A 26,735-nucleotide genomic window follows, 5' to 3' on the forward strand; every position below is an offset into this window, starting at 1 on the left:
AGGAGATTTAACCAGTGGCAGAAATTAAAGTACCTCCGTTGGCGGAATCGATCACAGAGGGCACCATATCCAAGTGGCTGAAAAAACCGGGAGATTTCGTTCAAAAAGGCGAGGCCGTCGCGGAGCTGGAGACGGATAAAGTCAACGTGGATTTGATCTCGGAAGAGACGGGCGTCATACGGGAGCTTCTGTTTCGGGAAGGGGATACGGTGAAGGTCGGCGATCCGATCGCCGTTGTCGCCGAAGGAAGCGGGGCGCCGGCTGAGCCGGCTGAGAAAGCGGCGGAAGCGGAAAAGGCGCCTGCGCCTGCCAAGGAACCTGAAAAAGCGCAAGTCCCTGCGGCGGAGCCTGAGAAAGCGCAAGCCGTGGAAAAGAAAGAGGAAGTCCCGCCGGCCCAGCGGCCGATCGCCACGCCGGCGGCCCGGAAATTGGCCAGGGAGAAGGGCATCGACTTGACGCAAATCGCTCCCGCCGATCCTCTGGGCCGGGTGAGAAAACATGATTTGCTCGACGTTTCCGCCCGGCAGGAAGCGCCCCGGGAAAAGGCCGCGGAAAGCGCCGGTCCTGCGCAAATTTCTCCGCAAGGCAAACCGGTGGAAATCATGAAGATGTCCCGGCGCCGGCAGACGATCGCCAAACGCCTCGTGGAAGTGCAGCACACCGCGGCCATGCTGACCACCTTCAACGAGGTGGATATGTCCCGCGTCATCGAAATCCGCAAGCGCAGGAAAGAAAAGATTTACGAAGAATACGAGGTCCGTTTGGGCTTCATGTCCTTCTTCACGAAGGCCGTTGTCGCCGCCTTGAAAAAATATCCGCTCCTGAACGCGGAAATCGTCGGCGATGAAATTATCGTGAAAAAATTTTACGACATCGGCATCGCCGTCTCCACCGACCAGGGGCTCGTCGTCCCGGTCGTCCGGGATGCGGACAAGAAAAACTTCGCCGAAATTGAAAGGGATATTGCCCATCTGGCCGCAAAGGCCCGGGAAAATAAATTGTCCCTCGAAGATTTGCAGGGCGGAACGTTTACGATTACGAACGGGGGCGTGTTCGGTTCGCTGATGTCCACCCCGATATTAAACGGCCCCCAAGTCGGGATTTTGGGCATGCATAAGATCCAAAAACGGCCGGTCGCCATCGACGACGAACGGATCGAAATCCGGCCGATGATGTATATCGCCCTGTCCTACGACCATCGCATCGTCGACGGCAAGGAAGCGGTCGGATTCCTGGTCAAAGTGAAGGAACTGATCGAAGATCCGGAACAATTGCTGCTGGAAGGCTGATTGCTTCACATCCGGGTGCCGCCTGAAAAGCTTTGCCTTTTCGGGCGGCTTTTTGCGTACCCCGACGCAGATGCGTCATCCGGGAAGCGGGGCAGTCCCGAAAGGGACTGTTTCCGGCCGGGGACTCCCGCCTTTTCGATTTATTTGTGCCCAATACAGCATTCGCGATCCTTGGATGCAGCACGGACAGAAGGTGAACACATGCAAGAAAAGCCATCTTAACTCGAACGAAAATGGGCTGAATATTGAAAGAAATTAGATCGGTTGTTTTCTGAAAAATTCATATTATTTAGAATGACGTGCGGAATGAGATGAAAACCTTGGTTGTCCTTATCCTTTCCTTGAGTTTTTTGTCAGCCTGCAAAGATGATTATGAAAAATCGAAAGCGATCCAAAAAGAAATATGATTCTGCCATCAATCAAGTCATTGAATTGGAAAATGAGCGGCTAAAAAGTGAGAATAAACCCGAAATAAAAAGAAATGGGGCAGCGCAGTTTATAACAAAGGCGAATTCATTTGGCTTCCATATTACGTGGATTCGAAGGAAGTAAACGCTGCCTAGCAAAAAGTAAACGACAAGTACGTTTTGCTCCCCGCCGAGGAAGCTTCAGATAAGCTTGATGGAGCGAATGAAGAGTCTATAGAAAACCTTGGAAAAAAATAATAAAGACGCACTGTTCTTCGGCGGTTCGGTGTTTGATTCAGCGGTCGCCCCTGTCATTTTGCATGATAAATTTTGTCACAGTTGCGGCAAGCGGCGTCATCCCCCCTTATAAAACGGGAATCGGTTTTCGGTGAATTTTTCAGCGGGAAGCCGGCCTTGACGGATCTGGACAGAAGGAAAAATAAAAGGGCTGTTCAACCCATCGAAACGATTCGGAATCTGCCCATGGTTTTCCGTTTTTCCGCTTCAAACTTGTCACAAACAAATCTCCGGCTTTCATTGAACGGCGGGCTGCGGTTTTTTATAATGGAATTGGTAAAGGAGGGAAAAGCATGATCCATACGCGCTGGGCGGAACTTCCCCCGGTCAAAAAAGTCAAATGCGTCCATACGAACGCAAAAAAATATACCGTCGACCGGGTTTTGACGCCGGGGAAAGTGTATGAAGTGAAAAATGAAACCGAGGAATTTTATTTTATTGTCGACAATCTCGGAAAGGTCGGGGGCTATTACAAGGATTATTTTACGGAAGCGTAATCCGCGAATTTCCAAAAAGGGATGAAGATCCATGCATATTTACCGCGAGGAAGAAATCCATGCGGCCGATGCCAATGCGGCTAAGAACGGACTTTCGGTCAACGCGTTGATGGAAACAGCCGGAAGAAGCCTGTTTTATGCCATGCGGCAATATGTCCGGCAGACCGACCGGATCCTGGTCTTATGCGGCAGGGGAAACAACGGCGGGGACGGGATCGTCCTCGCCCGGTATTTCCGCCAATTCGGCTACGATGCCGAACTCGTGTTTCCTTTCGGTTTGCCGAAGGCGGAAGCGGCGGCGGAACATTTCCGCTATTACCGGAACCTTCATTTCCCTTACGGGACGACGTGGGAAAAAGACGGGCGGTACGACGTCATCGTGGACGCGATGCTGGGCGTCGGGACGAAACTCCCGTTGAAGAAGGATGTGGCGGAAGTCCTTTCCTGGTGCAACGCCCAAAACGCCCTGCGCCTTGCCGTCGATCTGCCCACCGGGGTCACGGCGGATTCCGGAGAAGCGGAGGAGGCCTTTCGGGCGGACATCACCTTCACGTTGCACGGCTATAAACCCTCCGCCTTTTTGTATCCTTCCGGCAAATATTACGGAAAAATCAGCGTTCTCGATATCGGGCTGCCCCATTCTTCCAAATGGCGGGTATGGGGAAGGGAAGATGTCCGGCGGACATTAAAAAGAAGGGATCCCTTTTCCCATAAGGGCAGCTTCGGCACCGGCCTTTTGGTGGCCGGATCGGACGAAATGCCCGGATGCGCCATCCTGGCGGGATCCGCGGCGATGCGGGTCGGGATCGGAAAATTAATGATCGGCACGACGAAATATGCCGCTTCCATCGTTTCTCCCCGATTGCCGGAAGCCACCTATTGGCAGATCAACCATCAAAGCGGGGAAGCCCTGCGGCTTCCCGAAGGAGTGGACGCGGTGGCGGTCGGACCGGGGATTGCCGATGCGGACTTCATCGAACGGTTTTTGACGGAAATCTGGCCGAAGGAGATCCCCCTCGTCCTGGATGCCGGCGCGCTGCAGCCGCGGAACTGGACGAAGCGGAAGGCGCCGACGGTCATCACCCCCCATCCCGGGGAAATGGCCCGGTTGACGGGATTGAAGGTGGAAGAGATCCAACGGAACCGGATCAAGGTGGCAAGCGATTTCGCCGTCCGAAACGGAATGATCGTCGTATTGAAAGGGAAGGATACGGTGATCGCCTTGCCCGACGGCACGGGATTCGTCAACTTGACGGGAAACCCCGGGCTGGCCAAGGGAGGTTCCGGAGACGCCTTGACGGGCATGATCCTCGGACTGGTGGCCAGCGAGCCGGATCCGGTGGCCGCCGTAGCCAATGCGGTTTATCTTCACGGGTTGTGCGCCGACGAATTGCTGAAGGAAGAGAGCGAACGGGCGATCATGGCGGGGGAAATCTCCGCAACGATCGGCCGGGTCCTCCGTTCGCTGGCGGAAACGGAAGAAAACGGATCATATTGAGGGCTATCTGGGGCGGCGAGCCCTCTTTTTTTTTGCGTCCCGATTCCTCTGGGTCCCCTGCTGAAGGAAAACAGCGGCCGCCCGTTTTCTTTTTCATCGAAAGGCGGCCGCCGGCCGAACGGACAGGATCCTCCAAAGAACCAAGAACGCCGCCGGCTCCGCATCCCGCGGACGAGAACCCTTGCCGACGGTTTTCACCAATTCCCGGCCAAAAGTTTTTCGCATACGGACTCCGGCCCGCGGGTCATCCCGATTCCTTTTCTTCAGCCTTGCGCTCCCGTTTCCTCCAAAACCTTCGCCTGGATGAGCCGTTTCCGGACTTCTATCCCCAGCCAGGCGGCGATGGCCGCTTTCAGGATCCCCGGCAGGAGAAAGGGAACGAAACCGGAAAGCAGGGCTTCATCCCATTCCAAATCCGCCGCCCACTTCAGCCAGACCGTACCGGTCGCTAACGGGATGAACATCCCCGCCGTATTGGCCAGCAGCGCCTGCGGCAGCCGGAAGGATGTTTTTTCAAGGATGATCCCCGTTATGTAAGCGGTAGGAATGAAACCGAAGATGTATCCGCCCGTCGGCCCGAAAAGAACCGAGGGCCCGGCATGCAGATTGGCAAAGACGGGGGCGCCGGCCAATCCCAACAGGCAATAGAGAACGACCGCCAGGGTGGACAACTTGGAGCCGAGGATCGTTGCGCAGAGCCCGATGGCCAGCGTCTGCCCGGTGATCGGGACGAGCGGGAGAGGGATGGTGACCTGCGCCAGCACTCCGATCATGGCGGCAAACAAGGCAGCGAGAATCCAATGTTTCAATTTCATACCCAGAAACCCCCATTTCCTAATTGTTAACCTTTAATTAAAAATGGTTAACATTTCTTGTTCCATTATAACGGCCGGGGAGGATCCGGTCAATGCAAAAAAAAAGAAGGGATGTCCTCCCTTGTTTGAAATGGCCCTTGACAGGGCCGTTCTTCGTCTTTTCGGTTTCCATTCCCCTTTACGAACTGACCTTTTCGAGATATTCCAAAACTTCCCGGGTGTCAAACCGTTCCCCCATCGGGAATTTTTTCAAATAACGGTTGCGCTCGTCCAGCACATAGAAAAAGGTCGAATGGATATAAAAGCCGTTTCCGGGGTCCCGGTACTGGAATTGGAACGTGTCGGCAATTTTCTGGATTTCTTTGCGGTCCCCGGTTAAGAAAAACCAGTTTTCATCATCCGCCACGCCGAAGGCCTCCGCATATTTTTTCATCACGTCCGGCGTATCCCGGTAAGGATCGATGGTGATCGTGATAAACTGGATCCTTTTCCCGTACAAATTCCGTTCTTCCAGCTGCTTTTTCAAATGCACCATTCTTTGCGTCGTGATCGGACAGACATCCGGGCAGTTCGTATAGATGAATTCCAATAACTTGATCTTCTTTTCGGATTTTCCGAAATCGTAAACCTCTCCATCGCTCGTTTCCAAGCGGATATCCTTCGGGATCCGGGCGGAATGGTCCCGATAGATGAAATAGCCGATGCCCGCCGCCATGATGAGCAACATGGCCAGCGCGCTGATCCAGTATATTTTTTTCATATCATCTCCCCCTACATCAAGCATACAAAAAAAGCCGAAAAATTTCTTCCACATTTTTAACAATCAGGTGAATTGCCCGCATTCCTCCCGATGCCGGCAGGAAACGGCAGGATAGGGAGATGGAACTGAAGGGATAATACAAATAATCTGCGGAAAAGGAGTGGATGGGAATGAAAAAAGAAAAACGGAAAGAACCCGGCGCGGGCGAATATGTTGAAGAGATTTCGGAAGGATTGGCGGAGACGCAAAAGCTATTCAACGACCAATTTTCCGAAGGCACCGCCGATCGTTTGGCGGAAAAGAAAAAGAAGGGCGGAAAATAGGAAAAGGGCGCCACATCCGCCCTTTTTCCCGATCGGCAGCACCGTCCGGTTCACGGATTCCCCGTTAATCCGAGAAAGGCGGCCCCGATCCCTGCCGTTCATGGCCGCGATGGGTGATGCCGGTGCCTGTTTCGCCGAATGGACGGGAAATCACCGCCTCCTTTCCGCTTTTGGCCGTATTGGCCCTTTTCTTCCTTCGGTCAAGAAGGAATGTTCATCCCCTGAAACGCCATTCCCCTGTCCGGATTTCGGCGTTCCGAAAAGAAACGACCGTTTTATCATCCCCGTCTAATGGAAAAGGGGGAGTGTCTTTTGAAAAATAACCCGTTCTTTTATTTTCTTTGTATTTTTTTAATGATTTGGATTGTCGGCTGTTCGAATGGAGTGGTTACGAAAGGAAGAAAAAATGAACATGAAATATTTACTCCGTCCGTCAAAGCCTTTATTGAAGCAAACGGAACCAAATATGAAATGAAAAGAGGGAGATATCAATGGGAAAAGCCCGTCAGTCCAAAAATAATAGAAGCTGTATTGGTCGAGTACGCAACGCCGTATGAAATGGCCGGGAAGATGAGCGCCATCCCATTAAAACCTGGTGAAGAAATTATCATCATCATTGAAAGAAACCCTCAAATCGCGGTCTGCTTATGGAACGAAGGAGGAATGGAGCGGGAGGTTGAGGTGCGGGATGGAAATCGGCTGACCCTTCCGTCAAAGCCGGGCAAATATATTTATGAAGTTGCTGCCACATGGCCGAACGGCGAGGCTTCTTATACATTTGTTGCAGAATTGGAATAATTTTTAAAAGAACAGGGGATTTCTTCCCGCCCGGCAAACGGGAATGGTCAGCCGCCGCGATCACAAACCTTCCGCCTGGCTCAGGGATGGTTTCGCCTAATCGACGACGATATAGGCGACCATCGGCCCCTGACGTTCATGGTCATGATGGGTGATGCAGATCAAGGGATAGATCCCCTTTTTGTCGAATCGGGCGGTGATCACCGTCTCCTTTCCCTTTTTTACCGTTCCTTGCACGTCCGTTCCTTCGATCATGAAGGAATGCTCCTCCCCTTTGATGCCGAAAAAGCGCAGACGGACCTTTTCCCCTTTCCGGACATAGATCGTTCCCGGATCCCAACGGTAAACCTCCAATTTTTTTCCGTCTTCCGTTTCGGCGGCAATTTCATTGGTAACGATGGTGATTTCCCGGATCTGTTCTTCCTCCGCCTGAAAAACGGGGATGGTTTTTGCCTGAAAGGAATACCAGACCGCCGCCGCGATCACGAACAATCCCGCCAACAAAACTTTTCGGAAAACTTTCCCGTTGATTGAAAAAAATCCCATGCTTTTTCCCTCCCGAAAAAACCTGTCCATCCTATTCTATGCACGGGCCGGGGCATATTTATCCTTGCGGAAGAATAAAATTTTTCCTATCAAAAATCTGTTAAAATAATGAACCAAGATGACGGTTTGAAAACGGGTGGGGAACATGGAACTGAAAGCCAAACTAAAGCGGCATTGCCTTTTTGTTGACTTGCCTGAGGAAATATTGGCGGATTTGGAAACAAACGCTCAAATAAAAACCTTTCGGAAGGGCGATCATATTTTTTTCCACGGGGAAGAACAGCTGGCGGTGTACTTCATCATCGGGGGGATCGTGAAGATCTACCGGACCGATGCGAAAGGCCGGGAACAAATCCTTTCCGTATTGAACGAAGGGGAGCTGTTCCCCCATACCGGGTTTTTCCAAAAAATTTCCTATCCCGGAAACGCCGTGGCCGTTCAGGAAGCGGAATTGGCCTATTTCCTGCTGGAAGATTTTGAAACCCTTATCTTGAAACATGGCGAACTTTGCATCAGACTGTTCCGGACGTTGGAAAAGAAAATCATGGAACTGCAAAACCGCCTTGAAGATCAATTGTCAAACAATGCCTATGAGCAAGTGGCGAAATTGCTTTTGCGGCTGACGGAACAATACGGGGAAAACCTCGGCGGAGAGAAAGTGCGGCTAAGGATTCCCCTGTCCCATAAAGAAATGGCCCAAATCATCGGCACGACGAGGGAGACGGTGAGCCGGACCTTTTCCGGTTTAAAACGGAAGAACATCGTTTTCCACGACGATACCGGCGCCTTTTACATCGTCAACCGGGAAAAGTTGGCGAAGGAATTGGACCCGGGACGGGAAGGAGAGACTGAATCGTGAAGGGATCCCGAGCAGGCGGCCGAAAATTTCGTCCTTTTCGGGTCAGGTCTGTCCTTTTGCCGGGGAGGATCCCGGCGGGGGAACTGCCGCCGATAGCTCCCCCCAGGACAACTCGGTTTTTTGACAAATCGGTTTTTTACAAGATGCGGGTTTTGCGGCGGCGAAGGCCCTTTCGCTTTTTTCGGAATCGGGCCTTGGCAATGTTCCCTTTTGACGGAGGAATCCTTCCGGTTTTGGCCCGTTCGGCGGTGCGATTATCGGGCGGAAGGGTGTCGGGGCATCTTGAAGACGATTTCTGGTTGATGTTGATGGTCAAAATGTCTTTGAAGAAGCGCGGCGCCGATCCGGAGATGGCCTCTTTTTTTTGGTGAAAAGCGGAAAATGCGGGAACGCATGGCTGCAAACAAGCGGGGGATGATGGCGGAAAAACCTTCGTCCGGTCCGGGAAAATCTTCCGAAAATATGGTAAAATCATGACAAACCGTATATTCGGAGGATGGCATATGAAGATACCCTTTGAACAAATCGTATCCTTGGACCAGATCGGGAAGGGCGGCGGAAAAAGGACCAATGAGCTGTTTTTCCTGGCGCAAAAAGCCGATGTCAAACCGGCTGTTCAGGACGAAAAAAAGGTCCTCCTTCTTCTCATCGATATGCAAAACGATTTCATGGAAAACGGTGAACTGGCGGTCCCCAACTCCCACGGGGACGTTGTCAATACGCTGCGGTTTATCTACCGGAATTTCGAAAAAATTACCGATATCGCCGTGTCTTTGGACACCCACCACGTCCATCAAATCTTCCATCCGTCCTGGTGGACGGACCGGAATGGCAATCATCCGGAGCCTTTCACCGTTATAACGGCGCGGGATGTGGAAGAAGGAAAATGGCTGCCGGCATTCGAAAAAGAAATCAGCGTGGAATATGTGAAAAATCTGGAACGGTCCGGGAAAAAACAGCTCGTGATCTGGCCTTACCATTGCCTCGAAGGCACTTTCGGCTGCGCCCTCGAAGGGCAGCTGGCCAATATGGTGTATTTCCATTCCCTCTGCCGGGGATCGGATGTGAAACGGATCGTCAAGGGGCAAAAACCGACGACGGAGATGTACGGCATCTTCAGAGCGGAATATGATCCGACGGGGGCAAGGAACGACGCCTTGCTGGAGGAACTGAGAAAATACGATCAAATCGTCGTCGCCGGGGAAGCGAAATCCCACTGCGTCCTGGAATCCCTTTGGCAGCTGGTCGAATACTTCGCCGAAAAGGAAGAGCCGGCTTCGAAGATTTATTGCCTGGAGGACTGCATGAGCCCGATTCTCGGCTTTGAAGAAGCGACGGAAGAGGCTTATCGGAGGCTTTCCCGCGATTACGGCGTCCACCTCGTCAATTCGGCGGAATGGTCCCTTTAACGATCCGTGAACGCGCACCGAAATGGCCTGGGAGGCAGCCGCCGGGGAAATTGGGATCCGTGGCCGATTCCTCCGGAAACCGGCCGCTTTTTTTTGGGCGAAAGGGACCGGTAAATCCGCTTGAAGGGCCGGATTTTTCATCGCGCCGGGCACGTTCATCATTTTAGCGGCACGGAAGCGGCGAAAACCGCCCCGGTTTTCCAAAAAAATGAACGGTAACCGAATAAATCCTTTTTATGCCGTTCACAATGGTAGTAAAAACCGGAGGTGGTTCCGATGAAACATTTCGCTGCCCTGTTCGTCAAGTTTCTTTTCTATTCGGTGATCTTGCTCTTTGTCCTCGGGTTTATGTACGAAATTTCGGCGGGAGACGTCGTGCTGATCAGCCTGATCCTGTCCGCCGGCCTTTACATCACGGGGGATCTCTATGTGTTGCCCCGCTTCGGCAATCGGGCGGCGGCGCTCACCGATTTTCCCCTGGCTTTTTTAGGCATATGGACGCTCGGCAATTACGCCGGGGATTTCCCTCGCGGAATGGGTTCCGCAGGATTGATTTCAGCGGTCATTCTCAGCATTTTTGAATTTTATTACCACTATTACCTGTTAAGAAATGTGATTCAGGAAAGGGACCGCAAGGGAGGAAAACCGAAATTCCGCCTGCTTAAAAAACCGGTTTACCATGCGGAAATCGCCGAAGAACCGCTGCAGCGGAACAGGGAGGAGCACAACCGGCGGCCGACCTGAACTGAGGTGCCGCCGGATCATGCGGTTGCCGGATCAGCGGTGCCGTTCGTAGGGTGTCTTTGGAAAATCAGAAAAGGGAAGGGGCTTTGGGCCCCTTCCCTTTTCCTGTCGGCGGCTAAGCGGCAGGCATTTTTTTCATTTGCTTCGGAATTTTATTCACCAGATTTTTGAAAAAGGTCATGTTTCCCTTCCTCGTCATGCCGTATATGGCCAGTCCGCCCATGCCGATGCCGAGGATCGACCACCACATTCTTCCTCTTTTTCGTTTCCCCGGCATGTTCCGGTTGACGAGCTTCATCAGCGATTTTCGGTTCATTTTCCGGTTCATCCGCAAAGGATCCCTCCTTAAGCAAAAGATTTTGCAGCTGCCGCACTTTTATTTTTTGTTTCGGATCGGAAAAATATCAGATGTATCATCCGAAAAGAACTGCCAATGGTTTGGAAATCGGTGAACGCGAAGGAATTTGTCAAAAAAAGTACGCTTTTTTAGCGAAAATGATCATATTTTGCGCTTGCCGGGGAAATAAAAGATCGGGAAATTCCTTTTCTTTCCGTCTCCCTCCAATTGTTTACTGTCATAAACGGGAAACGATGCGCCAAAACTAAAAAAAATTTTGCAAAGGAGCCGTCCCGGATGTTAACCGATGATCAGCTGAAGCAGTTTAAACGGATATTGACGGAAGAAAAGGAAAGGATGGTAAGGCAGCTGAAGCAGAACCGGCATTTTCAGCTGGAGGAAGGTTTTTACCACGAAGCGAGCGGCGAGCTTTCCAGCTACGACAACCATCCGGCCGATGCGGGGACGGAGTTGTTTGAAAGGGAAAAGGATATGTCCCTGAACGAACATGCGGAACAGGAATTGAAAAAAATCGGGGAGGCGCTGAAGGCCATCGACCGGGGAGATTACGGCCGCTGCAAGGTTTGCCGCCGGCCCATTCCCCTTGAACGGCTGCAGGCGCTGCCGGCCACATTGTTTTGCAAAGAACACAGCCCCGAGCAACGGATTTCCAATCAACGCCCCCCGGAAGAACCCTATGTCGGGTTGTCCTTGAAAATCTCCAGGGACGGCGGGGAAGCCTTGCGGGAAGTGGCCAAATGGGGGACATCGGACACACCTTCGGATTGGGCCGAAGGGCGGGAGGACGGCGGCTTTAAAAACCTTGACGAGGACCAGGAATATGTGGAAGCCTATGAAAACTTTATCGGGAATGACAGCAAAGGGAAAAAGCGGGCCGTGTACCCGAACCGGCGACACGAACAATACGAAATGGCCTTGGATGAGAACGGGATCATGACGGTTTTCGGGGATTTGCCCCCCGGGGAAAAGTCGCCCTATGACGAGGATGAAAAGGAAGGAAAAAAATAGCGTTTCACTCGGGGCGGCGCTGAAGGCAATAGGATAAAAAGGAAGGAAAAAATAGCGTTCACGGGAACCCTTGCCGGCTGGGGTTCTTTTTTTGGCTGTAAAAAGCTTTCCTCCCCTTCCCCAAATCCATTATGATAAGGATATGGGAAATCGGCTGCGGCTTTATGTGCGATCGCCGGCCTTTTCTCCGGCAATCCCGTTTGTCCGTTCCGGAGATTTTGTGTCCGAAGGGTGGGGATGAACATGAAATGGGAACAAATTCAGGAGAAGATGGCGAACCGGAAGCCGGATATGGCCGGCAAACGGGAATGGCGGGTGTACGGGATTCTGGTTCCTCTTTTGGAAAGGGACGGGGAGATCCATCTGCTTTTCGAAGTCCGCTCCGGAAAATTGAGAACCCAGCCGGGGGACATCTGTTTTCCCGGCGGCAGGATGGAAAAAGGGGATCCCGATCCGAAAGGGGCCGCGGTCCGGGAAGCTTGTGAAGAGCTGGGGATTTCCGAAACAGCGATCGGGGACGTGTACCCCCTCGATTACATCGTGCAGCCGCTGGAAGGAAGGATCATCTACCCTTTTGCCGGAAATCTCCGCGGTACTCCGGCCTTCCGGCCGAATGAGGAAGAGGTGGAAGAAATTTTTACCGTTCCCCTTTCCTGTTTGCGGAAGGCGGAACCGGAAGTGCATACGGTTTCCTTTCGGCCTATCCCGGAAGAAGATTTTCCCTTCGACCGCATTCCCGGCGGAAAAAATTATCCCTTCCGGGAAAGGAAGGTCAAAGAATTTTTTTATTATTACAAGGATTATTGCATATGGGGATTAACCGCCTACATCCTTCATCAGTTCCTGCAGGCCTTGGGAGAGGATCCGGTGGAAGGAACCGGCGGGTGATTAGGGGGGGAACGGTTTGGGCGAAAAATATTACGTGGTTTGGCACGGTAAAAAGAAAGGCGTATTTTCCAATTGGAAGGAATGCGAAGCGCAGGTGAAAGGCGTGCCGGGGGCCAAATACAAGTCCTTCCCGAGCAAAGAAGAGGCGGAAGCGGCCTTCCGCCGCGGCTGGGAGGCTTATCTCGGGGAAGGCGCCGGAAAAAGGGAAACGGAAGGGAAAAACCTGCCCTCCCATGCGGACAGGATCGAAGAGAGCATCACCGTCGACGCATCCTGTACGGGAAATCCCGGACCGATGGAATACCGGGGCGTCTATACGAAGACCGGTCAAATCCTGTTCCATTATGGCCCGGTTTTCGGGACGAACAATATCGGCGAATTTTTGGCCATCGTCCACGCCTTAAGCTACCTGAAGAAAAACAACCTGGCCTATCCGGTCTATTCCGATTCGGAAAACGCCATTTTATGGGTGAAAAGGAAAAAGGCGAACCCGTCTTTGCCGAAAACGAAGGAAACGGAAAAGATTTGGGATTTGATTCACCGGGCGGAAAAATGGCTGAGGGAAAACGACTGGGAAAACGAAATCCTCAAGTGGCGGACGGAGGAATGGGGGGAAAACATCGCCGATTTCGGCAGAAAATGAATGCGGAGCGGCGTTTCCTCTTTCCGGCGGCGCTCGACCGGCAGATGCCGCAGGGCTTGTCATCCTTCGGACCGGAATCCGGCCGCAGGCGGGATCGGGGTCCTTTCGGGGCGGATCATCCGGCCGGAAGCCCCGGATGGCGCTTGAAAAGCGAAGGGACGGAGAAGCCATGCGGACAAGGGGGCAACGCAGCCGTTTCAGCGGCCTTTTTTGGCGCTTGCCGGCGTTGCCTTCTCCTGCCCTGAATCCGGCCGCCGCTTTTTCCCCGAAGGGGTTGTTCGGGGAGGAAGGGAGAAAAACTTTTTTTCAAAGGAGGACGGGGCGCCGAAAGAGGGAAAAAAGAATTTGTGGGACGGCCCCGGTGCCAAACCTGCGGGATGCCCGTTTTTCGGCGGCGGAAGAAAGGGCCGCCTTTTTTGTTTTTAATCGGGCGAAATCAGCACTTCCACCCGGCGGTTTTTCTGCCTTCCTTCTTCCGTGGCGTTGGAAGCGATCGGCTGGTATTCCCCGTAACCTTTGGCGCTGAACATCTTTGGGTCCAATTTTTTGTTTTCCAGGATGATTTTCATGAAGTTTACCGCCCGCATGACGCTCAGTTCCCAATTGGAGGCGAATTGGGAATTATGGATGGGGACGTTGTCCGTATGGCCGCTGATCACGACCTGCCGGGGAGGGTCGCTGACGAGAAGTTCACTGATTTCCTTGGCGATGGGGATATCTTCCTTTCTCACCGTGGCGCTTCCGGAATCAAAAAGGACGCTGTCGTTGATCCGGATCAACAGGCCTTCATCCGACAAGGAAGTTTGCAATTGGTTTTCCAGATGCCTCCGCTGGATGAACGCCTCCGTTTTTTCCTGGATCTCCTGCAATTTCTTCAGCTTTTCCGGATCCATCCCCAGTTCTTCCAAATTGATCGGCGTCTGCTTATTGCCGACTTGCGTGTTCCTTTCGGGAGCGGAGAAATCCAAAATGCCCGTGCCCCCATGGAAAATGTCTCCGAAAATTTTCGAAACGGCGTTGAATCTTTGCGCGTCGATCGCGGTCATGGAAAACAAGACGATAAACAGGGCCAACAGAAGAGTCAAAATATCCGAATAAGGGATGAGCCATGATTCGTTGATTTTTTCCATATCTTCCTGGTGTTTTTCGCGTTTAGCCATTTCGCCATTCCCTGCTTTCCCTTAAATATTCTTTCCGTTCATTGGCCGGAAGGAAAGAGGAAAGTTTTTGCTCGATGACCGACGGAACCTCCCCTTCGATGATGGAAAGGATCCCTTCGATCATAATATACTTGGTTCTGACTTCCAGTTTTGACTTTTGTTTCAATTTATTGGCAAAGGGGTGCCACAAAACATAACCGGTAAAGATCCCCAACAGGGTGGCGACGAACGCGGCGCTGATCGCATGGCCCAAAGCGGTCGTATCTTCGATGTTGGACAAGGCCGCAATCAGTCCGACGACGGCTCCCAAAACCCCCAAGGTGGGCGCGTAGGTGCCCGCCTGGGCGAAGATCTGGGCGCCCGCCTGATGCCGTTCTTGCATCGCTTCGATTTCTTCCATCAACACATCGCGGATATATTCCGGGCTCTTGCCGTCGACGGCCAGCATCAGCCCGTTCTTGAGAAAGGGATCTTCAATTTCCTCGATCTTCGATTCCAACACCAAAATTCCTTCTTTTCTTGCGATTTGCGACCACTCGGTAAACATGCGGATCAGGTCGGTGGTTTTCATGAGCTGCTGCTCTTTAAAAATGATCCCGAACAGTTTCGGAATTCGTTTGATTTCACTGGAAGGAAAGGCGACGGTGACGGAAGCGATCGTCCCGAAAATGATGATCAGGATGGCGGCGGGATTCAACAAGATTTCCGGTTCGACCCCTTTTAAGAACATGCCGTATCCGACGGCGATGATCCCGATGATGATTCCGATGATCGTCGTTCTGTCCATACTGTTCACCTAGCTTATTCATTTTATTTTTTGATGCAATGGTGTTAAGATATCTAATCCTTATTTCGACAAAATTTTTCATTTCTTTAGCGGTAAAATTTTTGCATCGGCACGACCCCTTTCGGGAGCGCCCTTTTGCTGTGGAATCGGCCCCCGTCCCTTCCCGGGCTACACGTATTTTTCCAATACCCGTTTGACCGAAGGGACGTAGGAAGAGCCGAACAGGTTGACGTGGACGAGCAAATAAAAAAGCTGGTACAGCCCTTTCCGGTCTTGGTATCCGTCCGACAGGGGAAGGATTTCCTGATAGGAGGAATAAAAAGATGGGGGAAAGCCGCCGAACAATTCGGTAAAGGCGATTTCGAATTCGGAATGGCCGTAAAAAACGGCGGGGTCGATCAAATAAGGTTCCCCGTTCTTCCCGCCGATCCAGTTCCCTCCCCAGAGATCCCCGTGCAGCAGGGAAGGCGTGCATCGGCCGGGAAGGTAGCGGTCGAGGTTCTCCAGCAAAACATCGAGCTTTTTCCGCAAGTCCCCCGGCAGCAATCCCTTTTTTTCGGCCATCCGGATTTGCGGAAGCAGCCGGCATTCCCGGTAATATTCGATCCAGGAGGCGAAGCGGCCGTTCTTTTGCGGCAGGATCCCGATGTAATTGTCCTCGGGAAATCCGAAAAATTCCTGCGGAATGCGATGCAGATTCGCCAACTGGCGGCCGAGCTTTTCCCCGAGGCGATCCGATTTTTTTCCTTCGATCCATTCGAGGAGAATATAACCGTAATCCTTTCCGTCCTTATAACCGTAAACTTTGGGCACGTGGACGGCGCCGGATTCCCGCAGCGCTTCAAGCCCCGTCCTTTCGCAGGCGAAAAAACGCCCGGGGCAGTTTTTCCGGAATTTTAAAAAATACTCCCCTTGTTCCGTCCGCAAGTAGAAGGCCTCGTTGATATCCCCGCCGTGAACCCTTCTCCAATTTTTCAGCTTCGTTTCATCCCCGATGGTTTTCAAGGCGTCGTAAAAAATGGTTTCCATTTCCCTCTCCCTCTCTTGCAAGCGGATTTTTTCATTTTTAACTCTACCAAATTTCTCTTTTTCCAGAAATGAAAAACCTTTAAAAACTGCCGGAGGCGGGAAGGCGCGGCTTGCCGCGGCAGGAATCGAAATTTGGGAAGGACAATGACGAAGGGGCGGGCGATCGCAAGCCGAAGGGGCGGAGCGTTTTGAAAGGGAGAGAAGAGGGGCGGGGAAAAAAGAAGGAGGTCCGGGAACACCCGGCCGATGGCCGCGGCGCCCTGCTCCTCCGAAGGGATAGAGAGGGACGGGGGACGTGCGCGGGTTTTTTCGGCCAGAAACTGCCGATTCGCCGGGCCTTCCGGAAAGCGCGCGAGGGCATGGGAAAACGGCGCCCTTTTCAGAAAATGAAAAAACCTGAGCCGCACTTGCGGACTCAGGCCGGAAGATGGGCCGCCTTTTTGCCTTGAAAAAGATGCGCAAAACGGGGCCGGGTTTTACTGGAATTCGATGTCGATCATATCAAAGTTTTACGGATCCGGAAGCCGATTTTGCCGGGTTTTACCGGAATTCAATGTCGATCCCTTGATTGCCGGTTCCTTTCAATTTCGGCATGCGGATTTCCAAAATGCCGTTCCGGTAGGTGGCTTTCGCCCCATCCGCCGATACGGGCGCCGGCAGCAATACCGACCGATGGAAGCTTCCGGATATCCTTTCCCTCCGGTGGTATTTTTCATCGCGCAGTTCCGCGGACTGTTCGATTTTTCCGCTGATCACAAGGGTTTGGTCGTGAATTTCGATCTTCACGTCGTCCTTTTTCTTCAACCCGGGAAGATCGCATGTGGCGATCAATTCCTCCTCCGTCTCCCGGATGTCGACCCGGATCTGTTGAAACGGATGGTCATAGGGGAAGATGGAGGGAAAATCGGCAAAAAAACGGCTTAAATTTTTGGTCAGGGACGAAAAATCCCGGAACGGATCGTAAGGAATCATGGACATGGCAGAATCAACCTCCTGAAAATAGCTTGGAACGTACGGGGAAAAATTATTCTCCCATATTTTATGGAAATCGCGGGAAAAAGAAAGGGATAAGAACCTACCGGGCGGTCCGAAAAAGATTGACTTTTCCAACGGAGCGGGTCATAATTATATATGAACATATACTCATATATTTAATCGGAGGATGCCATGAAAAAAGAAGCCGGCCCGCTTTGGCTTTCGGATGAAACCGTCGATCAGGTTGCCCAAATTTTCAAAGTATTGGCGGATCCGACGAGAATCAAAATCCTGTATTTATTGTCCCGGGAAGAATCCGGAGTCAACCGCCTCGCCGATATGTTGGGTTTGTCCCAGTCGGCCGTGTCCCATCAGCTGCGGGTGCTGAAAAGCATGCGTCTCGTCAAAAACCGCCGCAGCGGGCAATCGATTTTATATTCCTGCGATGATGAACATGTCATTTCTTTGCTGTGCCAAGCCATCGACCACGCCGGCCATGAAGGGAGCGATTCTTTTGGCGGACCGTCGGCATCATCATCCGGATGACCACCATCACGGACATCCGCATCACCATTTTGACCATTACCGGGAAGGAAATAAGAAGGGGTTAATGATTGCCGTCTGCATCACGGCGGGCATCATGCTATTGGAATTTTTCGGGGGGATTTTGACGAACAGCCTGGCCCTTTTGTCCGATTCCGGGCATATGCTCAGCGATCTCGGTTCGCTCCTTTTGAGTTTTATCGCCATCCTGTTCGCCAAACGGCCTTCCTCCCCGGAAAAGACATACGGGTATTACCGGTTTGAAATATTGGCGGCATTTGTGAACGGAATCACCCTGTTCTTTTTGTCCGGCTTTATCGTCTGGGAAGCGGTGGAAAGGTTTTTCGATCCCCCGGCGGTAAACAGCGGGGCCATGATCGCCATCGCCTTCGCCGGACTGACGGCCAATCTTTTGAGCGCCCTGGTCCTGATGAAAACGGCCGATGTCCAGGGAAACATCAATATCCGGAGCGCCTTCCTCCACGTCGTCGGCGACGCCTTGGGGTCGGTCGGAGCCATCGTTGCGGGGTTTCTCATGTATTCTTTCGGCTGGTATCTCGCCGACCCGGCGATTTCCGTTTTCGTCGCCCTCCTGATCATGAGAAGCGGCTGGAACGTTTTCAACCGCTCCGTCCATATTCTGATGGAGGGCACCCCCGCCAACATCGACCAACGGGAAGTGAAAAGGGCGCTGGAAGAAATCGACGGGGTCATCCGCGTCTGCGATCTGCACATTTGGACGATCACTTCCGGCATGGATTCGTTAAGCTGCCATCTTTTGGTCGACAAGGATTGCGATTGTCAAAAAATTCTGCAAAAGGCCATCCATCTGATGGAAGAAAAATTTCACATCCGCCATTCCACAATCCAAGTGGAAAAACCGGACATCGCCCATTTGAAGATGGGAATTTGACCGCCGCGGCCGGCCTCCGGCCGCGTTTTTTCTTGCCGGCGGCCGGTACATGTTTTGCCGAAACGTGCGCATATTATAAATGCGGCGGGAGAGTCAAAACATGAAGGAGGACAAGGAATGAGTTTCCAGCAGCAAAACCAACCGCAAACCAATTGGCAACCCCAACAAGTTCCCGGGAAATTCAACCACGGCGGCCATGAAGTGTTCGATGTCCACGAAGTCTTGTCCGCAACGATCGGGGCTTTGAACGTATATACCCTGTTGCGGCAATTCGTCAAGGATCCGGAACTTACGGACATCATGAACCGCCAATATCAGTTCATCCAAGATGAGTACAATATCACCTTGGAATGTTTCCAAACCGGAAGGGATCCGTCGAAACCGACGCAAAGTTACATGATGAAACAGAACAACGATTTTGTTTACGGCATGAAGCAACAGCAGCCGAAAAAGCCGGTGCAATCGGCCAATGAAATCAATGATGCGGTTGTCAGCGGCCTGTTGCTGGGGCAATTAAAGGCCATTGCCACAGGAAAAACCTTTGCCGCTTTGGAAACAACCAACCCCGTCGTCCGCAGGGTGCTTCAAGACTCGATTCCCAACGATATCGAGATGGCTTACGAGCTTTCCCTTTACCAAAATAAACACGGGCATTACCAGGTTCCCCAGCTCACGCAGCAGGACATGACGATGATGGTGAACGCTTACGCAAAAGCCCAGGGGCAATCCCCGTATACCCATTAACGGCGGGGGTAGGCCCCATGCGGAAGGCTGTCCCGAAAACGGGGCAGCCTCTTTTCTTCCTTCGGTGGGCAGGCGCCCGCCCGGGATTCCCTTCTGCAAGTATGGCCCCGCTTTTGGACCCCTGGAACGGCTTGCCCAGGGATAGACGGACTCCGCCTTGCCCGAAAGATTCCTTCATTGGGAAAGATTCTTTCACCGGGAGTCCCCCTTGGCCGGATGAACTTGCCTTGGCGTCAAGGGACGCCCGAGCCGGTTCGAATCCCTGTCCCGGCCGCATTGGCATCCGTCCGGCGCATGCAGGCTGTTCGGAACAGGGACGGTTGGATTCGGTCCAGCAGGAGGCGGGCAGCGCCTTGCAAGCGGAAGCGATTCCTCGGCCGGATCGAAATTTCGGGTAGAGAAAATTCGGGCGGATTTTCGGCGCATCTCCCTCCTGCCCCGCCGGCTTTTCGGACACGGCGGCAGACCGGAAACCGTATCCGGGCCGGACCGGCAGGCGGCCCCATAGCCATTTCCCGCCCGCTTTTCCCGGAAACCGTGACAGCGGGGGCGGGTCATTATAGAATAATTATTGGACATTCGGGAACCCGGGGGTTTCCTTTCGGGAGAAGATTTTGGCATTATTATAAGTGAATGGAATTTTTCAATACGGGGATCGAAGGCTTTCCGAATCCCCCAGGAAGGAGACAAGAAGATGACCCGGATTTTGGTCGTTGACGACGAACCTTCCATCGTCACTTTATTAACGTTCAATTTGGAGCGGGCGGGCTTCGAAGTGCAAAGCGCCGATGACGGTCTCAAAGCGCTAAGGATGGCCGCGGAGGGGAATTATGACTTGATCATTCTCGATTTGATGCTGCCGGGGATGGACGGGCTGGAAATTTGCAAGACGCTGCGGCAGGAAAAAAATTCGACGCCGATCTTAATCTTGACGGCGAAGGAGGATGAATTTGACAAGATCCTCGGGCTGGAATTGGGGGCGGACGATTATTTGACGAAGCCTTTCAGCCCGCGGGAAGTGGTGGCCCGGGTGAAGGCGATCCTGCGGAGGACAAAGGCGGGACAGCTCCAGGAAAAAGAGGAAGGGGAGGGACCCATCCAAATCGGGGAATTGAAAATATTCCCGAACCGTTATGAAGCTTTTTTCCGCGGGGAAAAATTGAATCTCACTCCGAAGGAGTTCGAGCTGCTGCTCTATTTGGCCAACCATAAAGACCGGGTATTGAGCCGGGAACAATTGCTGGATGCGGTTTGGAACTACGATTTTACCGGGGACACCCGCATCGTCGATGTACATATCAGCCATTTGCGGGAAAAGATTGAAGAAGATACGAAAAATCCCAAATACATCAAGACCGTTCGCGGCTTCGGCTACAAAATGGCGGGAGAGTAAAAATGAACAGATTCTGGCTGAGGATATCTTCCTTTTTTTTATTGCTCCTGTTTCTCGTCCTGGCCGGCCTCGGCTTTTCCGTCGCCAAACTGGTGGAAAACAGCTATAAGGACATGGTGGAGAGGCAATTGCTGCATGATGCGGACATGGTAGTGAAATCCGTCGGCGGCTCCCTTTTCAGCGATGCCCCCCACTTGCAGGAAAGGATCCGTGAATGGTACGGGGGCTGGGACGTGCGGGTGACGATCATCGACAAAAACGGGAAGGTACTGGCCGACTCGTCCGAGGATCCGGAGAAGATGGAAAACCACCGTAACCGCCCCGAAATCCGGGCGATCTTCGATGATAAGAAGGAATACGGCATGGCTCTGCACCGGAGCCAAACCCTCGGATACAAAATGATGTACGTGGCCAGGCCGGTTTACGATGAAAATGGGGAGACGAAAGCCGCCGTGCGGACGGCCATTTCCTTGAAGGAGATCGGCAAGGTCGTGGACCAGCTTTGGCTGAATATCGCCATCGCCATGGGGATCGCCTTCCTCTTTTCGGGAATCATCGGAATCGCCATGGCCAGGGGCATCACCCGTCCCGTGGAGGAAATCACCCGCGTCGCCAAGACGCTGGTGAAGAAGGATTACTCCCAACGGGTGGCGATCCGGACGAAAGGGGAACTGAAGGAACTTTCCGATGCCATGAACCTGCTGGCGGAAAGTCTGCAAAGCCAAATGGAAGAAATCTACGAAAACCAGCAAAGGCTGAGCGGCATCCTGAACAATATGGCCAGCGGGGTCATGCTCACCGATCTGAACCACCGGATCGTTCTCGTCAATCCGGCGATGGAAAACATGATCGGCATCAAGGCGAAAGACTTGATCGGCAAGTTCCATATCGCCGCCGGAAAGAGTTTCGGCCTCAGCCAATTGATCAACCGGTCGTTGACGGAAGGCAAGAGCATCCACGAGGAAGTCCACGTGTATTTCCCGAAGGAAAGGATTTTGGATGTCTATATCGCCCCCCATGTCAACATCCACGGTGAAAAAAAAGGCGTGATCACCGTTCTCCACGACATCACGAACATCCGGCGGCTGGAAAAGATGCGGAGCGAATTTGTCGCCAACGTTTCCCACGAATTGAAGACGCCGGTCACCTCCTTGATCGGGTTTACGGAAACGCTCTTGGACGGGGCCATGTACGATGAAGAGGTGGCGAAAAAATTTTTAAAGATCATCCATGACGAAAGCGTAAGGCTCAACCGCCTGATCAGCGATATCCTCCTCATCTCCAAAGTGGAACAGGAAGGGCTCCCGTTAAAATTGGAGGAAATTGACATGGTTTCCGTCATCGAAGAATGCGTGGATACCGTCCAGGAAGAGCTGACGAAAAAGCAGCTGCAGCTTTCCATGCCCGAACGGGGGGAAGTGCGGTTTGAGGCGGACCGGGACCGGCTGAAACAGATCATCTTGAACCTTGTGTCCAACGCGATCATGTATACCCCTCCCGGGGGCAAAATCCGGATCGACGCGGCCGATCGGGGAGAAGAGGTTCATTTTGTCATTGAGGATACCGGGATCGGCATCGCAAAAAAGGATATCCCGCGGATCTTCGAGCGCTTTTACCGGGTGGACAAGGCCCGCTCCCGCAATTCGGGCGGAACCGGTTTAGGGCTGGCCATCGTCAAACATTTGGTGGAATCCCATCACGGGAAGATCCATGTGGAATCCGAGCCGGGCGTGGGAAGCAAGTTTACGATCGTGTTTCCGAAAAAGCAAAATCGTATAGGCTGAAAACCAAATGCAAAAGATATGAACAAATCCCTGTTCATATCTTTTCTTTTTCCCGACTTTTACAGTTGTGCCGGAGAGAATTACCTCCAAACCCTTGAGAATACTGATTTTTTTAGGTTACAAAAAATTTTTATCATTATTTTTTGTATATATGCAAATAAATCCTTTTATAACAACAAAAATTTGGATATTTTGCCTATTTTAGCATATATACATTAAATTTATAACAAACATCCTTTAAAACCCTTGATATATCAACGTTTTTAAAGAATATTAGGGATTTTAACTGCAAAAGTCAGGAGATATGAACAAATCCCTGTTCATATCTTTTCTTTTTTGTCCGGAAAGGTTTGAGCCTTTGAAGGCGGACAAACGGCCCGTCTCCAAAAAAACAGGCGGCTTTTCGCCGGGATTTATGGAGAATTTATCCGTCCTTTACAAAATCTTAATACTTTGTTCATACCCGCTTAAAAGTGGGCAAGTATGTTTAAAATGTAAAAGCTAGGACCACGAGATTGAAATTTAAGGGGGACATTTGATGAAGAAAAAGTTTTTCGGACTTCTCACGTTTTTGCTTCTTGCGGGGATCGTCCTTGCGGCTTGCGGAAACAACGGCAGTAACGGAAACGGCAACAACAACGCCTCCGAAAATGGCGGAGAAGAAAAACAGGAAAAAGTGACCGGTTCGATCACCGCCGTCGGTTCGACCGCCATGCAGCCGCTGGTGGAAGAAGCGGCTTCCCAATTCCAGGCGGAAAACCCCGGGGCGACCATTAATGTCCAAGGCGGGGGAAGCGGGACCGGTCTCAGCCAGGTGAATGAAGGGGTTGTCGACATCGGGAATTCCGACGTGTTTGCGGAAGAAAAGGAAGGGATCGATGCAAATAAACTCGTCGACCATAAAATCGCCGTCGTCGGCATGGGCCCGATCGTAAACAAGGAAGCGGGCGTAGACAACTTGACCAAGGCCCAGCTGATCGATATCTTTACCGGCAAGATTAAAAACTGGAAAGAAGTGGGCGGAAAGGATGTGGACATCGTCGTCATCAACCGGGCGGAAGGTTCCGGCACCCGGGCCACTTTTGAAAAGTTCGGTTTGGACGGGGCCGAACCGGTCAAGGCCCAGGAGCAGGATTCCTCGGGAACGGTCGTGAAGATCGTCAGCGAAACGCCCGGAGCCATCAGCTATGTCGCCTTCTCCTACTTCAATGACAGCGTCGTTCCGCTGAAGATCGACGGCGTGGAACCCACCCAGGAAAACGTGGAAACGAACGATTGGAAGATTTGGGCGTACCAGCATATGTACACCAACGGCGAACCGAAAGGTTTGACCAAGGCCTTCATCGACTACATGCTGAGCGATGAAATCCAGTCCAATCTCATTCCCGAACTCGGCTACATCCCCGTTACCGGGATGAAGGTGGAAAGGGACGCCCAAGGAAACGTCACGAACAAATAATCATGGCAAAGATTTCGGACCTCTCAACGTCCGCGTTGAGAGGTTATCCCCTTTTATGCGGTTGGAGAGGAGTTTAAGCATGATCAATAAAGAAGAAAGAAAAGAAGCGATCGAACAGTGGAACAACCAAACAAAGGTATGGACGGAGAAACGGGGGAAAGCGGTCACTTTTCTCGCGGTGAGCGTGATGATTCTCCTGTCCTTTTCCATCCTGATCTTTGTCGCGTCAAAGGGCATCACCATCTTTACGAAAAACAACGCCAGCCTCGCCGATTTCTTCTTCGGGACGGAATGGAAGCCGAGTGCCGTCAACGAGGAAGGGAGGCCGCTGGTCGGCGCCCTGCCGATGATTTTCGGCTCCTTTTCCGTCACGATTTTGGCAGCGGTGATCTGTTCCCCGCTTGCCATCGGCGCGGCCGTTTTTATGACCGAGATCTCGCCGAAATTCGGAATGAAGGTGCTGCAGCCGATCATCGAACTCCTGGTCGGCATTCCTTCCGTCGTCTACGGCTTTTTGGGGGTTTCCCTCGTCGTTCCTTTTTTGAGGAACACGTTTTCGGGGAGCGGATTCGGCATCGCCGCCGGAACGATCGTCCTGACGATCATGATTCTGCCGACGATCACCAGCTTGTCGGTCGATGCGATCCGGTCGGTCCCGGATTCGTTAAGGGAAGCCTCCCTGGCTTTGGGGGCGACCCGCTGGCAGACGATTTACCGGGTCGTGTTAAAGACCGCCTTGCCGGGCTTGCTGACGGCCGTGATCTTCGGCATGGCCAGGGCCTTCGGGGAAGCGTTGGCGGTGCAGATGGTCATCGGCAACTCGACCGTCATTCCCGATTCGCTCTTTGAACCGGCTTCAACATTGACGAGCATTTTAACGATGGGAATGGGTTACACGGTCATGGGCCAGGTGGACAACAACGCCCTTTGGACGTTGGCCCTGATGCTTCTCCTCATGTCGTATGTCTTCATTTTCATCATTCGGATTATCGGGCGCAGGAGGGAACAGCAATGAACAAGAAATTGGCGGACCGCCTGGCGACGGCTGTCTTCTATTTCATCGCCGGGATCATCATCGCCCTGATCGCCTTTCTGATCGGCTATATCCTGTTCAGGGGAATTACGGTGATCGACTGGAAATTCCTGACGTCGCCGCCCCGGACATCGCGGCCGGGAGGGGGGATCGGGCCGCAGCTGTTCAACTCCTTCTATTTGCTGCTCATCACGCTTGTCATCACCATCCCCCTTTCCTTGGGAGCGGGGATCTACATGGCCGAATACACCAAGAAAAACCGGTTTACCGACTTTCTGCGCACCACGATCGAAGTATTGGCGTCTTTGCCTTCGATCGTCGTCGGCCTCTTCGGCTTCCTCTTGTTTGTCAACTATATGGGGTGGGGATTTTCCATCTTTTCCGGGGCCCTCGCCTTGTCCGTCTTTAATTTGCCCCTGATGGTCCGGGTCGTGGAACAATCGCTGAGCGCCGTTCCCCAGGATCAGAGGGAAGCCGGCTTGGCCCTCGGGATATCCCGTTGGGAGACGGTGAAAAAAATCATCCTTCCCCGCGCCCTGCCGGGGATCATCACCGGAATCATCCTCGCATCCGGCCGCGTTTTCGGAGAAGCGGCGGCGCTGATTTATACCGCGGGAATGAGTTCGCCCAACTTGAATTTCAACGACTGGAATCCGCTCAGCCCCGCCTCGCCGTTAAATCCGTTCCGGCCGGCGGAGACTTTGGCCGTCCATATTTGGAAGATCAATTCGGAAGGGATCATGCCGGATGCCCAGGAAATTTCCGCCGGGTCTTCCGCGATTCTCGTTATCGCCATCCTGTTCTTTAACATCAGCGCCCGCTGGATCGGCAGGATCGTCCATAAGCGGCTCACCGCCTCTTAAGCGGAATGAGATTTCATTTGAGGAGGTTTATCCATGATTGAGATGCTCAAGCCGGAAGTAACCGGAACGGAGAGGGAGGGGAAGAAGGAAGAAGGCGCTGTTGCCATCGAGGCGAAAAACCTGTCCGTCTTTTACGGCGAACACCAGGCGATCAAAAGGGTGTCGATGAAGTTTCCGAAACATCGGGTCACGGCCCTTATCGGGCCTTCCGGCTGCGGAAAATCCACCTTTCTCCGTTCGCTGAACCGGATGAACGACGAAATTCCCGGATGCCGTGTGGAAGGGCAAATCTTTTTCCAAGGCATGGATATTAACTCGCCGAAAGTGAATGTTTTTGAAGTCCGGAAAAAGATCGGAATGGTTTTTCAAAGGCCGAATCCCTTCGCCAAATCCATTTTTGAAAATGTCGCCTTCGGTCCGAAAAACCACGGGGAAAAGGATAAGGAAAAGCTGGAATACATCGTGGAGACGAGCTTGAAAAAAGCCGCCCTTTGGGAGGAGGTGAAGGACCGCCTCCACACATCCGCCCTCGCCTTGTCGGGCGGCCAGCAGCAACGGCTTTGCATCGCCCGGGCATTGGCGATGAATCCGAACGTCTTGCTTCTCGACGAACCGGCTTCCGCTTTGGATCCGGTTTCCACCGGCAAGATCGAAGAACTGATTACGGAGTTTAAAAAGGATTATACGGTGATCATCGTCACCCACAACATGCAGCAGGCCGCTCGCATCTCCGATTACACCGCGTTTTTCTATATGGGGGAACTGGTCGAAGCCGGAGAAACGCGGCAGATTTTTACCAACCCGAAACAGCAGAAAACGGAAGATTATATATCGGGCAATTTCGGCTGATTTGCCCGGACGAAAATATCCGGAAAAGGAAGGGAAAGGTGCGTGCAAACCGTTACCGTCGAAA

28 protein-coding genes are annotated in these 26,735 nt (G+C 52.4%); 20 read left to right on the forward strand and 8 right to left on the reverse strand.

Going from position 1 to position 26,735, the window contains the following annotated elements:
• The first annotated feature begins 14 nt into the window (after nt 1-14).
• From odhB to A3EQ_RS0114935, 3 genes are all read left to right on the forward strand, one after another.
• Nucleotides 15-1,289, forward strand: a complete 1,275-nt coding sequence (gene odhB, locus A3EQ_RS0114915; RefSeq protein WP_020155957.1) for a 2-oxoglutarate dehydrogenase complex dihydrolipoyllysine-residue succinyltransferase — start codon at nt 15-17, stop codon at nt 1,287-1,289.
• A 997-nt stretch (nt 1,290-2,286) separates the two neighbouring features.
• Entirely contained in the window at nt 2,287-2,490 is a 204-nt protein-coding gene (locus A3EQ_RS0114930) for a DUF6501 family protein (protein WP_020155960.1), read from the forward strand.
• 31 nt (nt 2,491-2,521) lie between these two features.
• Nucleotides 2,522-3,988 (forward strand): bifunctional ADP-dependent NAD(P)H-hydrate dehydratase/NAD(P)H-hydrate epimerase, encoded by a 1,467-nt coding sequence (locus tag A3EQ_RS0114935; protein WP_020155961.1) that lies wholly within the window; start codon nt 2,522-2,524, stop codon nt 3,986-3,988.
• A gap of 263 nt (nt 3,989-4,251) precedes the next feature.
• On the opposite strand, the gene A3EQ_RS0114945 is transcribed toward A3EQ_RS0114935, so the two are convergent.
• Nucleotides 4,252-4,803, reverse strand: a complete 552-nt coding sequence (locus A3EQ_RS0114945; protein ID WP_020155963.1) for a biotin transporter BioY — start codon at nt 4,801-4,803, stop codon at nt 4,252-4,254.
• 178 nt (nt 4,804-4,981) lie between these two features.
• Nucleotides 4,982-5,563 carry an SCO family protein gene (locus A3EQ_RS0114955; protein WP_026499995.1) on the reverse strand — a complete coding sequence of 194 codons (582 nt, stop codon included), beginning with the start codon at nt 5,561-5,563 and terminating at the stop codon, nt 4,982-4,984.
• Between the two features lie 170 nt (nt 5,564-5,733).
• Here A3EQ_RS0114955 and A3EQ_RS22565 point away from each other — a divergent pair, with 170 nt between their 5' ends.
• Together A3EQ_RS22565 and A3EQ_RS21265 are read left to right on the forward strand one after the other, a co-directional pair.
• The gene (locus A3EQ_RS22565) at nt 5,734-5,886 is read left to right on the forward strand and encodes a hypothetical protein (protein ID WP_154652887.1); all 153 of its coding nucleotides are present in this window, start codon (nt 5,734-5,736) and stop codon (nt 5,884-5,886) included.
• A 312-nt stretch (nt 5,887-6,198) separates the two neighbouring features.
• The gene (locus A3EQ_RS21265; RefSeq protein ID WP_154652888.1) at nt 6,199-6,684 is read left to right on the forward strand and encodes a hypothetical protein; all 486 of its coding nucleotides are present in this window, start codon (nt 6,199-6,201) and stop codon (nt 6,682-6,684) included.
• A gap of 96 nt (nt 6,685-6,780) precedes the next feature.
• Here A3EQ_RS21265 and A3EQ_RS0114975 read toward each other — a convergent pair whose 3' ends face one another.
• Complete coding sequence (locus A3EQ_RS0114975) at nt 6,781-7,230, reverse strand: cupredoxin domain-containing protein (RefSeq protein ID WP_020155969.1); 450 nt, start codon at nt 7,228-7,230, stop codon at nt 6,781-6,783.
• 145 nt (nt 7,231-7,375) lie between these two features.
• Between A3EQ_RS0114975 and A3EQ_RS0114985 the strand changes: the two genes are divergently transcribed.
• The 3 genes from A3EQ_RS0114985 (at nt 7,376) to A3EQ_RS21270 (ending at nt 10,242) form a co-directional block, all read left to right on the forward strand.
• Nucleotides 7,376-8,089: a Crp/Fnr family transcriptional regulator gene (locus A3EQ_RS0114985; RefSeq protein ID WP_020155971.1), complete on the forward strand. Its 714-nt coding sequence runs from the start codon at nt 7,376-7,378 to the stop codon at nt 8,087-8,089.
• A 503-nt stretch (nt 8,090-8,592) separates the two neighbouring features.
• The gene (locus A3EQ_RS0115000; RefSeq protein WP_020155974.1) at nt 8,593-9,498 is read left to right on the forward strand and encodes a cysteine hydrolase family protein; all 906 of its coding nucleotides are present in this window, start codon (nt 8,593-8,595) and stop codon (nt 9,496-9,498) included.
• 276 nt (nt 9,499-9,774) lie between these two features.
• Nucleotides 9,775-10,242: a YndM family protein gene (locus A3EQ_RS21270; protein WP_020155977.1), complete on the forward strand. Its 468-nt coding sequence runs from the start codon at nt 9,775-9,777 to the stop codon at nt 10,240-10,242.
• Between the two features lie 115 nt (nt 10,243-10,357).
• Here the strand turns inward: A3EQ_RS21270 and A3EQ_RS0115020 are convergent, their stop codons facing one another.
• Nucleotides 10,358-10,570, reverse strand: coding sequence for a hypothetical protein (locus A3EQ_RS0115020; RefSeq protein ID WP_020155978.1), 213 nt, complete (start codon nt 10,568-10,570; stop codon nt 10,358-10,360).
• Between the two features lie 306 nt (nt 10,571-10,876).
• Here A3EQ_RS0115020 and A3EQ_RS0115025 point away from each other — a divergent pair, with 306 nt between their 5' ends.
• The 3 genes from A3EQ_RS0115025 (at nt 10,877) to A3EQ_RS0115040 (ending at nt 13,139) form a co-directional block, all read left to right on the forward strand.
• On the forward strand, nt 10,877-11,608 hold the full coding sequence (locus A3EQ_RS0115025) for a TraR/DksA C4-type zinc finger protein (RefSeq protein ID WP_020155979.1): 732 nt from the start codon (nt 10,877-10,879) through the stop codon (nt 11,606-11,608).
• Nucleotides 11,609-11,851: 243 nt separating this feature from the next.
• Entirely contained in the window at nt 11,852-12,496 is a 645-nt protein-coding gene (locus A3EQ_RS0115035) for an NUDIX hydrolase (RefSeq protein ID WP_026499997.1), read from the forward strand.
• A gap of 16 nt (nt 12,497-12,512) precedes the next feature.
• Nucleotides 12,513-13,139 (forward strand): ribonuclease H1 domain-containing protein, encoded by a 627-nt coding sequence (locus tag A3EQ_RS0115040; RefSeq protein WP_020155982.1) that lies wholly within the window; start codon nt 12,513-12,515, stop codon nt 13,137-13,139.
• A 422-nt stretch (nt 13,140-13,561) separates the two neighbouring features.
• Here A3EQ_RS0115040 and motB read toward each other — a convergent pair whose 3' ends face one another.
• The 4 genes from motB to A3EQ_RS0115075 form a co-directional block, all read right to left on the reverse strand.
• A complete protein-coding gene (gene motB, locus A3EQ_RS0115055) occupies nt 13,562-14,299 on the reverse strand; it encodes a flagellar motor protein MotB (RefSeq protein ID WP_020155985.1) in 738 nt (245 codons plus the stop codon).
• Nucleotides 14,292-15,086 (reverse strand): flagellar motor stator protein MotA, encoded by a 795-nt coding sequence (motA, locus tag A3EQ_RS0115060; RefSeq protein WP_020155986.1) that lies wholly within the window; start codon nt 15,084-15,086, stop codon nt 14,292-14,294. Before motA ends, motB begins: the two co-directional genes overlap by 8 nt.
• Before the next feature lie 168 nt (nt 15,087-15,254).
• Complete coding sequence (locus A3EQ_RS0115065; RefSeq protein ID WP_020155987.1) at nt 15,255-16,115, reverse strand: fructosamine kinase family protein; 861 nt, start codon at nt 16,113-16,115, stop codon at nt 15,255-15,257.
• Between the two features lie 540 nt (nt 16,116-16,655).
• Nucleotides 16,656-17,093 carry an Hsp20/alpha crystallin family protein gene (locus A3EQ_RS0115075; RefSeq protein ID WP_020155989.1) on the reverse strand — a complete coding sequence of 146 codons (438 nt, stop codon included), beginning with the start codon at nt 17,091-17,093 and terminating at the stop codon, nt 16,656-16,658.
• Between the two features lie 189 nt (nt 17,094-17,282).
• Here A3EQ_RS0115075 and A3EQ_RS21275 point away from each other — a divergent pair, with 189 nt between their 5' ends.
• The 9 genes from A3EQ_RS21275 to pstB all read left to right on the forward strand — a co-directional run bounded on the left by A3EQ_RS21275 (nt 17,283) and on the right by pstB (nt 26,671).
• Nucleotides 17,283-17,636 carry an ArsR/SmtB family transcription factor gene (locus tag A3EQ_RS21275; protein ID WP_020155990.1) on the forward strand — a complete coding sequence of 118 codons (354 nt, stop codon included), beginning with the start codon at nt 17,283-17,285 and terminating at the stop codon, nt 17,634-17,636.
• Nucleotides 17,587-18,546, forward strand: a complete 960-nt coding sequence (locus A3EQ_RS0115085; protein ID WP_040369533.1) for a cation diffusion facilitator family transporter — start codon at nt 17,587-17,589, stop codon at nt 18,544-18,546. Before A3EQ_RS21275 ends, A3EQ_RS0115085 begins: the two co-directional genes overlap by 50 nt.
• Nucleotides 18,547-18,663: 117 nt before the next feature.
• The gene (locus A3EQ_RS0115095) at nt 18,664-19,290 is read left to right on the forward strand and encodes a spore coat protein (RefSeq protein WP_020155993.1); all 627 of its coding nucleotides are present in this window, start codon (nt 18,664-18,666) and stop codon (nt 19,288-19,290) included.
• 694 nt (nt 19,291-19,984) lie between these two features.
• Entirely contained in the window at nt 19,985-20,683 is a 699-nt protein-coding gene (locus A3EQ_RS0115105; protein WP_020155995.1) for a response regulator transcription factor, read from the forward strand.
• A 2-nt stretch (nt 20,684-20,685) separates the two neighbouring features.
• Nucleotides 20,686-22,467: a two-component system histidine kinase PnpS gene (gene pnpS, locus A3EQ_RS0115110; protein WP_020155996.1), complete on the forward strand. Its 1,782-nt coding sequence runs from the start codon at nt 20,686-20,688 to the stop codon at nt 22,465-22,467.
• Between the two features lie 538 nt (nt 22,468-23,005).
• A complete protein-coding gene (locus A3EQ_RS0115120) occupies nt 23,006-23,926 on the forward strand; it encodes a phosphate ABC transporter substrate-binding protein (protein ID WP_020155998.1) in 921 nt (306 codons plus the stop codon).
• Between the two features lie 79 nt (nt 23,927-24,005).
• Nucleotides 24,006-24,941 carry a phosphate ABC transporter permease subunit PstC gene (pstC, locus tag A3EQ_RS0115125; protein ID WP_020155999.1) on the forward strand — a complete coding sequence of 312 codons (936 nt, stop codon included), beginning with the start codon at nt 24,006-24,008 and terminating at the stop codon, nt 24,939-24,941.
• The gene (gene pstA / locus A3EQ_RS0115130; protein ID WP_020156000.1) at nt 24,938-25,822 is read left to right on the forward strand and encodes a phosphate ABC transporter permease PstA; all 885 of its coding nucleotides are present in this window, start codon (nt 24,938-24,940) and stop codon (nt 25,820-25,822) included. Before pstC ends, pstA begins: the two co-directional genes overlap by 4 nt.
• 42 nt (nt 25,823-25,864) lie before the next feature.
• Nucleotides 25,865-26,671: a phosphate ABC transporter ATP-binding protein PstB gene (gene pstB / locus A3EQ_RS0115135; protein ID WP_026499999.1), complete on the forward strand. Its 807-nt coding sequence runs from the start codon at nt 25,865-25,867 to the stop codon at nt 26,669-26,671.
• Nucleotides 26,672-26,735: the final 64 nt, after the last annotated feature.

This window comes from Caldibacillus debilis DSM 16016 (genome assembly GCF_000383875.1).
Classification (GTDB): Bacteria; Bacillota; Bacilli; order Bacillales; family Caldibacillaceae; genus Caldibacillus; species Caldibacillus debilis.

Coding starts and splice junctions, on each gene's coding strand:
- pstC (WP_020155999.1), top strand. CDS start 24,006: ATGATCAATAAAGAAGAAAGAAAAGAAGCGATCGAACAGTGGAACAAC.
- A3EQ_RS0115025 (WP_020155979.1), top strand. CDS start 10,877: ATGTTAACCGATGATCAGCTGAAGCAGTTTAAACGGATATTGACGGAA.
- pstB (WP_026499999.1), top strand. CDS start 25,865: ATGCTCAAGCCGGAAGTAACCGGAACGGAGAGGGAGGGGAAGAAGGAA.
- A3EQ_RS21270 (WP_020155977.1), top strand. CDS start 9,775: ATGAAACATTTCGCTGCCCTGTTCGTCAAGTTTCTTTTCTATTCGGTG.
- A3EQ_RS21275 (WP_020155990.1), top strand. CDS start 17,283: ATGAAAAAAGAAGCCGGCCCGCTTTGGCTTTCGGATGAAACCGTCGAT.
- A3EQ_RS0115075 (WP_020155989.1), bottom strand. CDS start 17,093: ATGTCCATGATTCCTTACGATCCGTTCCGGGATTTTTCGTCCCTGACC.
- pstA (WP_020156000.1), top strand. CDS start 24,938: ATGAACAAGAAATTGGCGGACCGCCTGGCGACGGCTGTCTTCTATTTC.
- A3EQ_RS0115095 (WP_020155993.1), top strand. CDS start 18,664: ATGAGTTTCCAGCAGCAAAACCAACCGCAAACCAATTGGCAACCCCAA.
- A3EQ_RS0115035 (WP_026499997.1), top strand. CDS start 11,852: ATGAAATGGGAACAAATTCAGGAGAAGATGGCGAACCGGAAGCCGGAT.
- A3EQ_RS0114985 (WP_020155971.1), top strand. CDS start 7,376: ATGGAACTGAAAGCCAAACTAAAGCGGCATTGCCTTTTTGTTGACTTG.
- pnpS (WP_020155996.1), top strand. CDS start 20,686: ATGAACAGATTCTGGCTGAGGATATCTTCCTTTTTTTTATTGCTCCTG.
- motA (WP_020155986.1), bottom strand. CDS start 15,086: ATGGACAGAACGACGATCATCGGAATCATCATCGGGATCATCGCCGTC.
- A3EQ_RS0115020 (WP_020155978.1), bottom strand. CDS start 10,570: ATGAACCGGAAAATGAACCGAAAATCGCTGATGAAGCTCGTCAACCGG.
- A3EQ_RS0114975 (WP_020155969.1), bottom strand. CDS start 7,230: ATGGGATTTTTTTCAATCAACGGGAAAGTTTTCCGAAAAGTTTTGTTG.
- A3EQ_RS0114930 (WP_020155960.1), top strand. CDS start 2,287: ATGATCCATACGCGCTGGGCGGAACTTCCCCCGGTCAAAAAAGTCAAA.
- A3EQ_RS0115000 (WP_020155974.1), top strand. CDS start 8,593: ATGAAGATACCCTTTGAACAAATCGTATCCTTGGACCAGATCGGGAAG.
- A3EQ_RS22565 (WP_154652887.1), top strand. CDS start 5,734: ATGAAAAAAGAAAAACGGAAAGAACCCGGCGCGGGCGAATATGTTGAA.
- A3EQ_RS0114955 (WP_026499995.1), bottom strand. CDS start 5,563: ATGAAAAAAATATACTGGATCAGCGCGCTGGCCATGTTGCTCATCATG.
- A3EQ_RS0114935 (WP_020155961.1), top strand. CDS start 2,522: ATGCATATTTACCGCGAGGAAGAAATCCATGCGGCCGATGCCAATGCG.
- A3EQ_RS0114945 (WP_020155963.1), bottom strand. CDS start 4,803: ATGAAATTGAAACATTGGATTCTCGCTGCCTTGTTTGCCGCCATGATC.
- A3EQ_RS0115105 (WP_020155995.1), top strand. CDS start 19,985: ATGACCCGGATTTTGGTCGTTGACGACGAACCTTCCATCGTCACTTTA.
- A3EQ_RS0115120 (WP_020155998.1), top strand. CDS start 23,006: ATGAAGAAAAAGTTTTTCGGACTTCTCACGTTTTTGCTTCTTGCGGGG.
- A3EQ_RS0115085 (WP_040369533.1), top strand. CDS start 17,587: ATGAAGGGAGCGATTCTTTTGGCGGACCGTCGGCATCATCATCCGGAT.
- A3EQ_RS0115065 (WP_020155987.1), bottom strand. CDS start 16,115: ATGGAAACCATTTTTTACGACGCCTTGAAAACCATCGGGGATGAAACG.
- motB (WP_020155985.1), bottom strand. CDS start 14,299: ATGGCTAAACGCGAAAAACACCAGGAAGATATGGAAAAAATCAACGAA.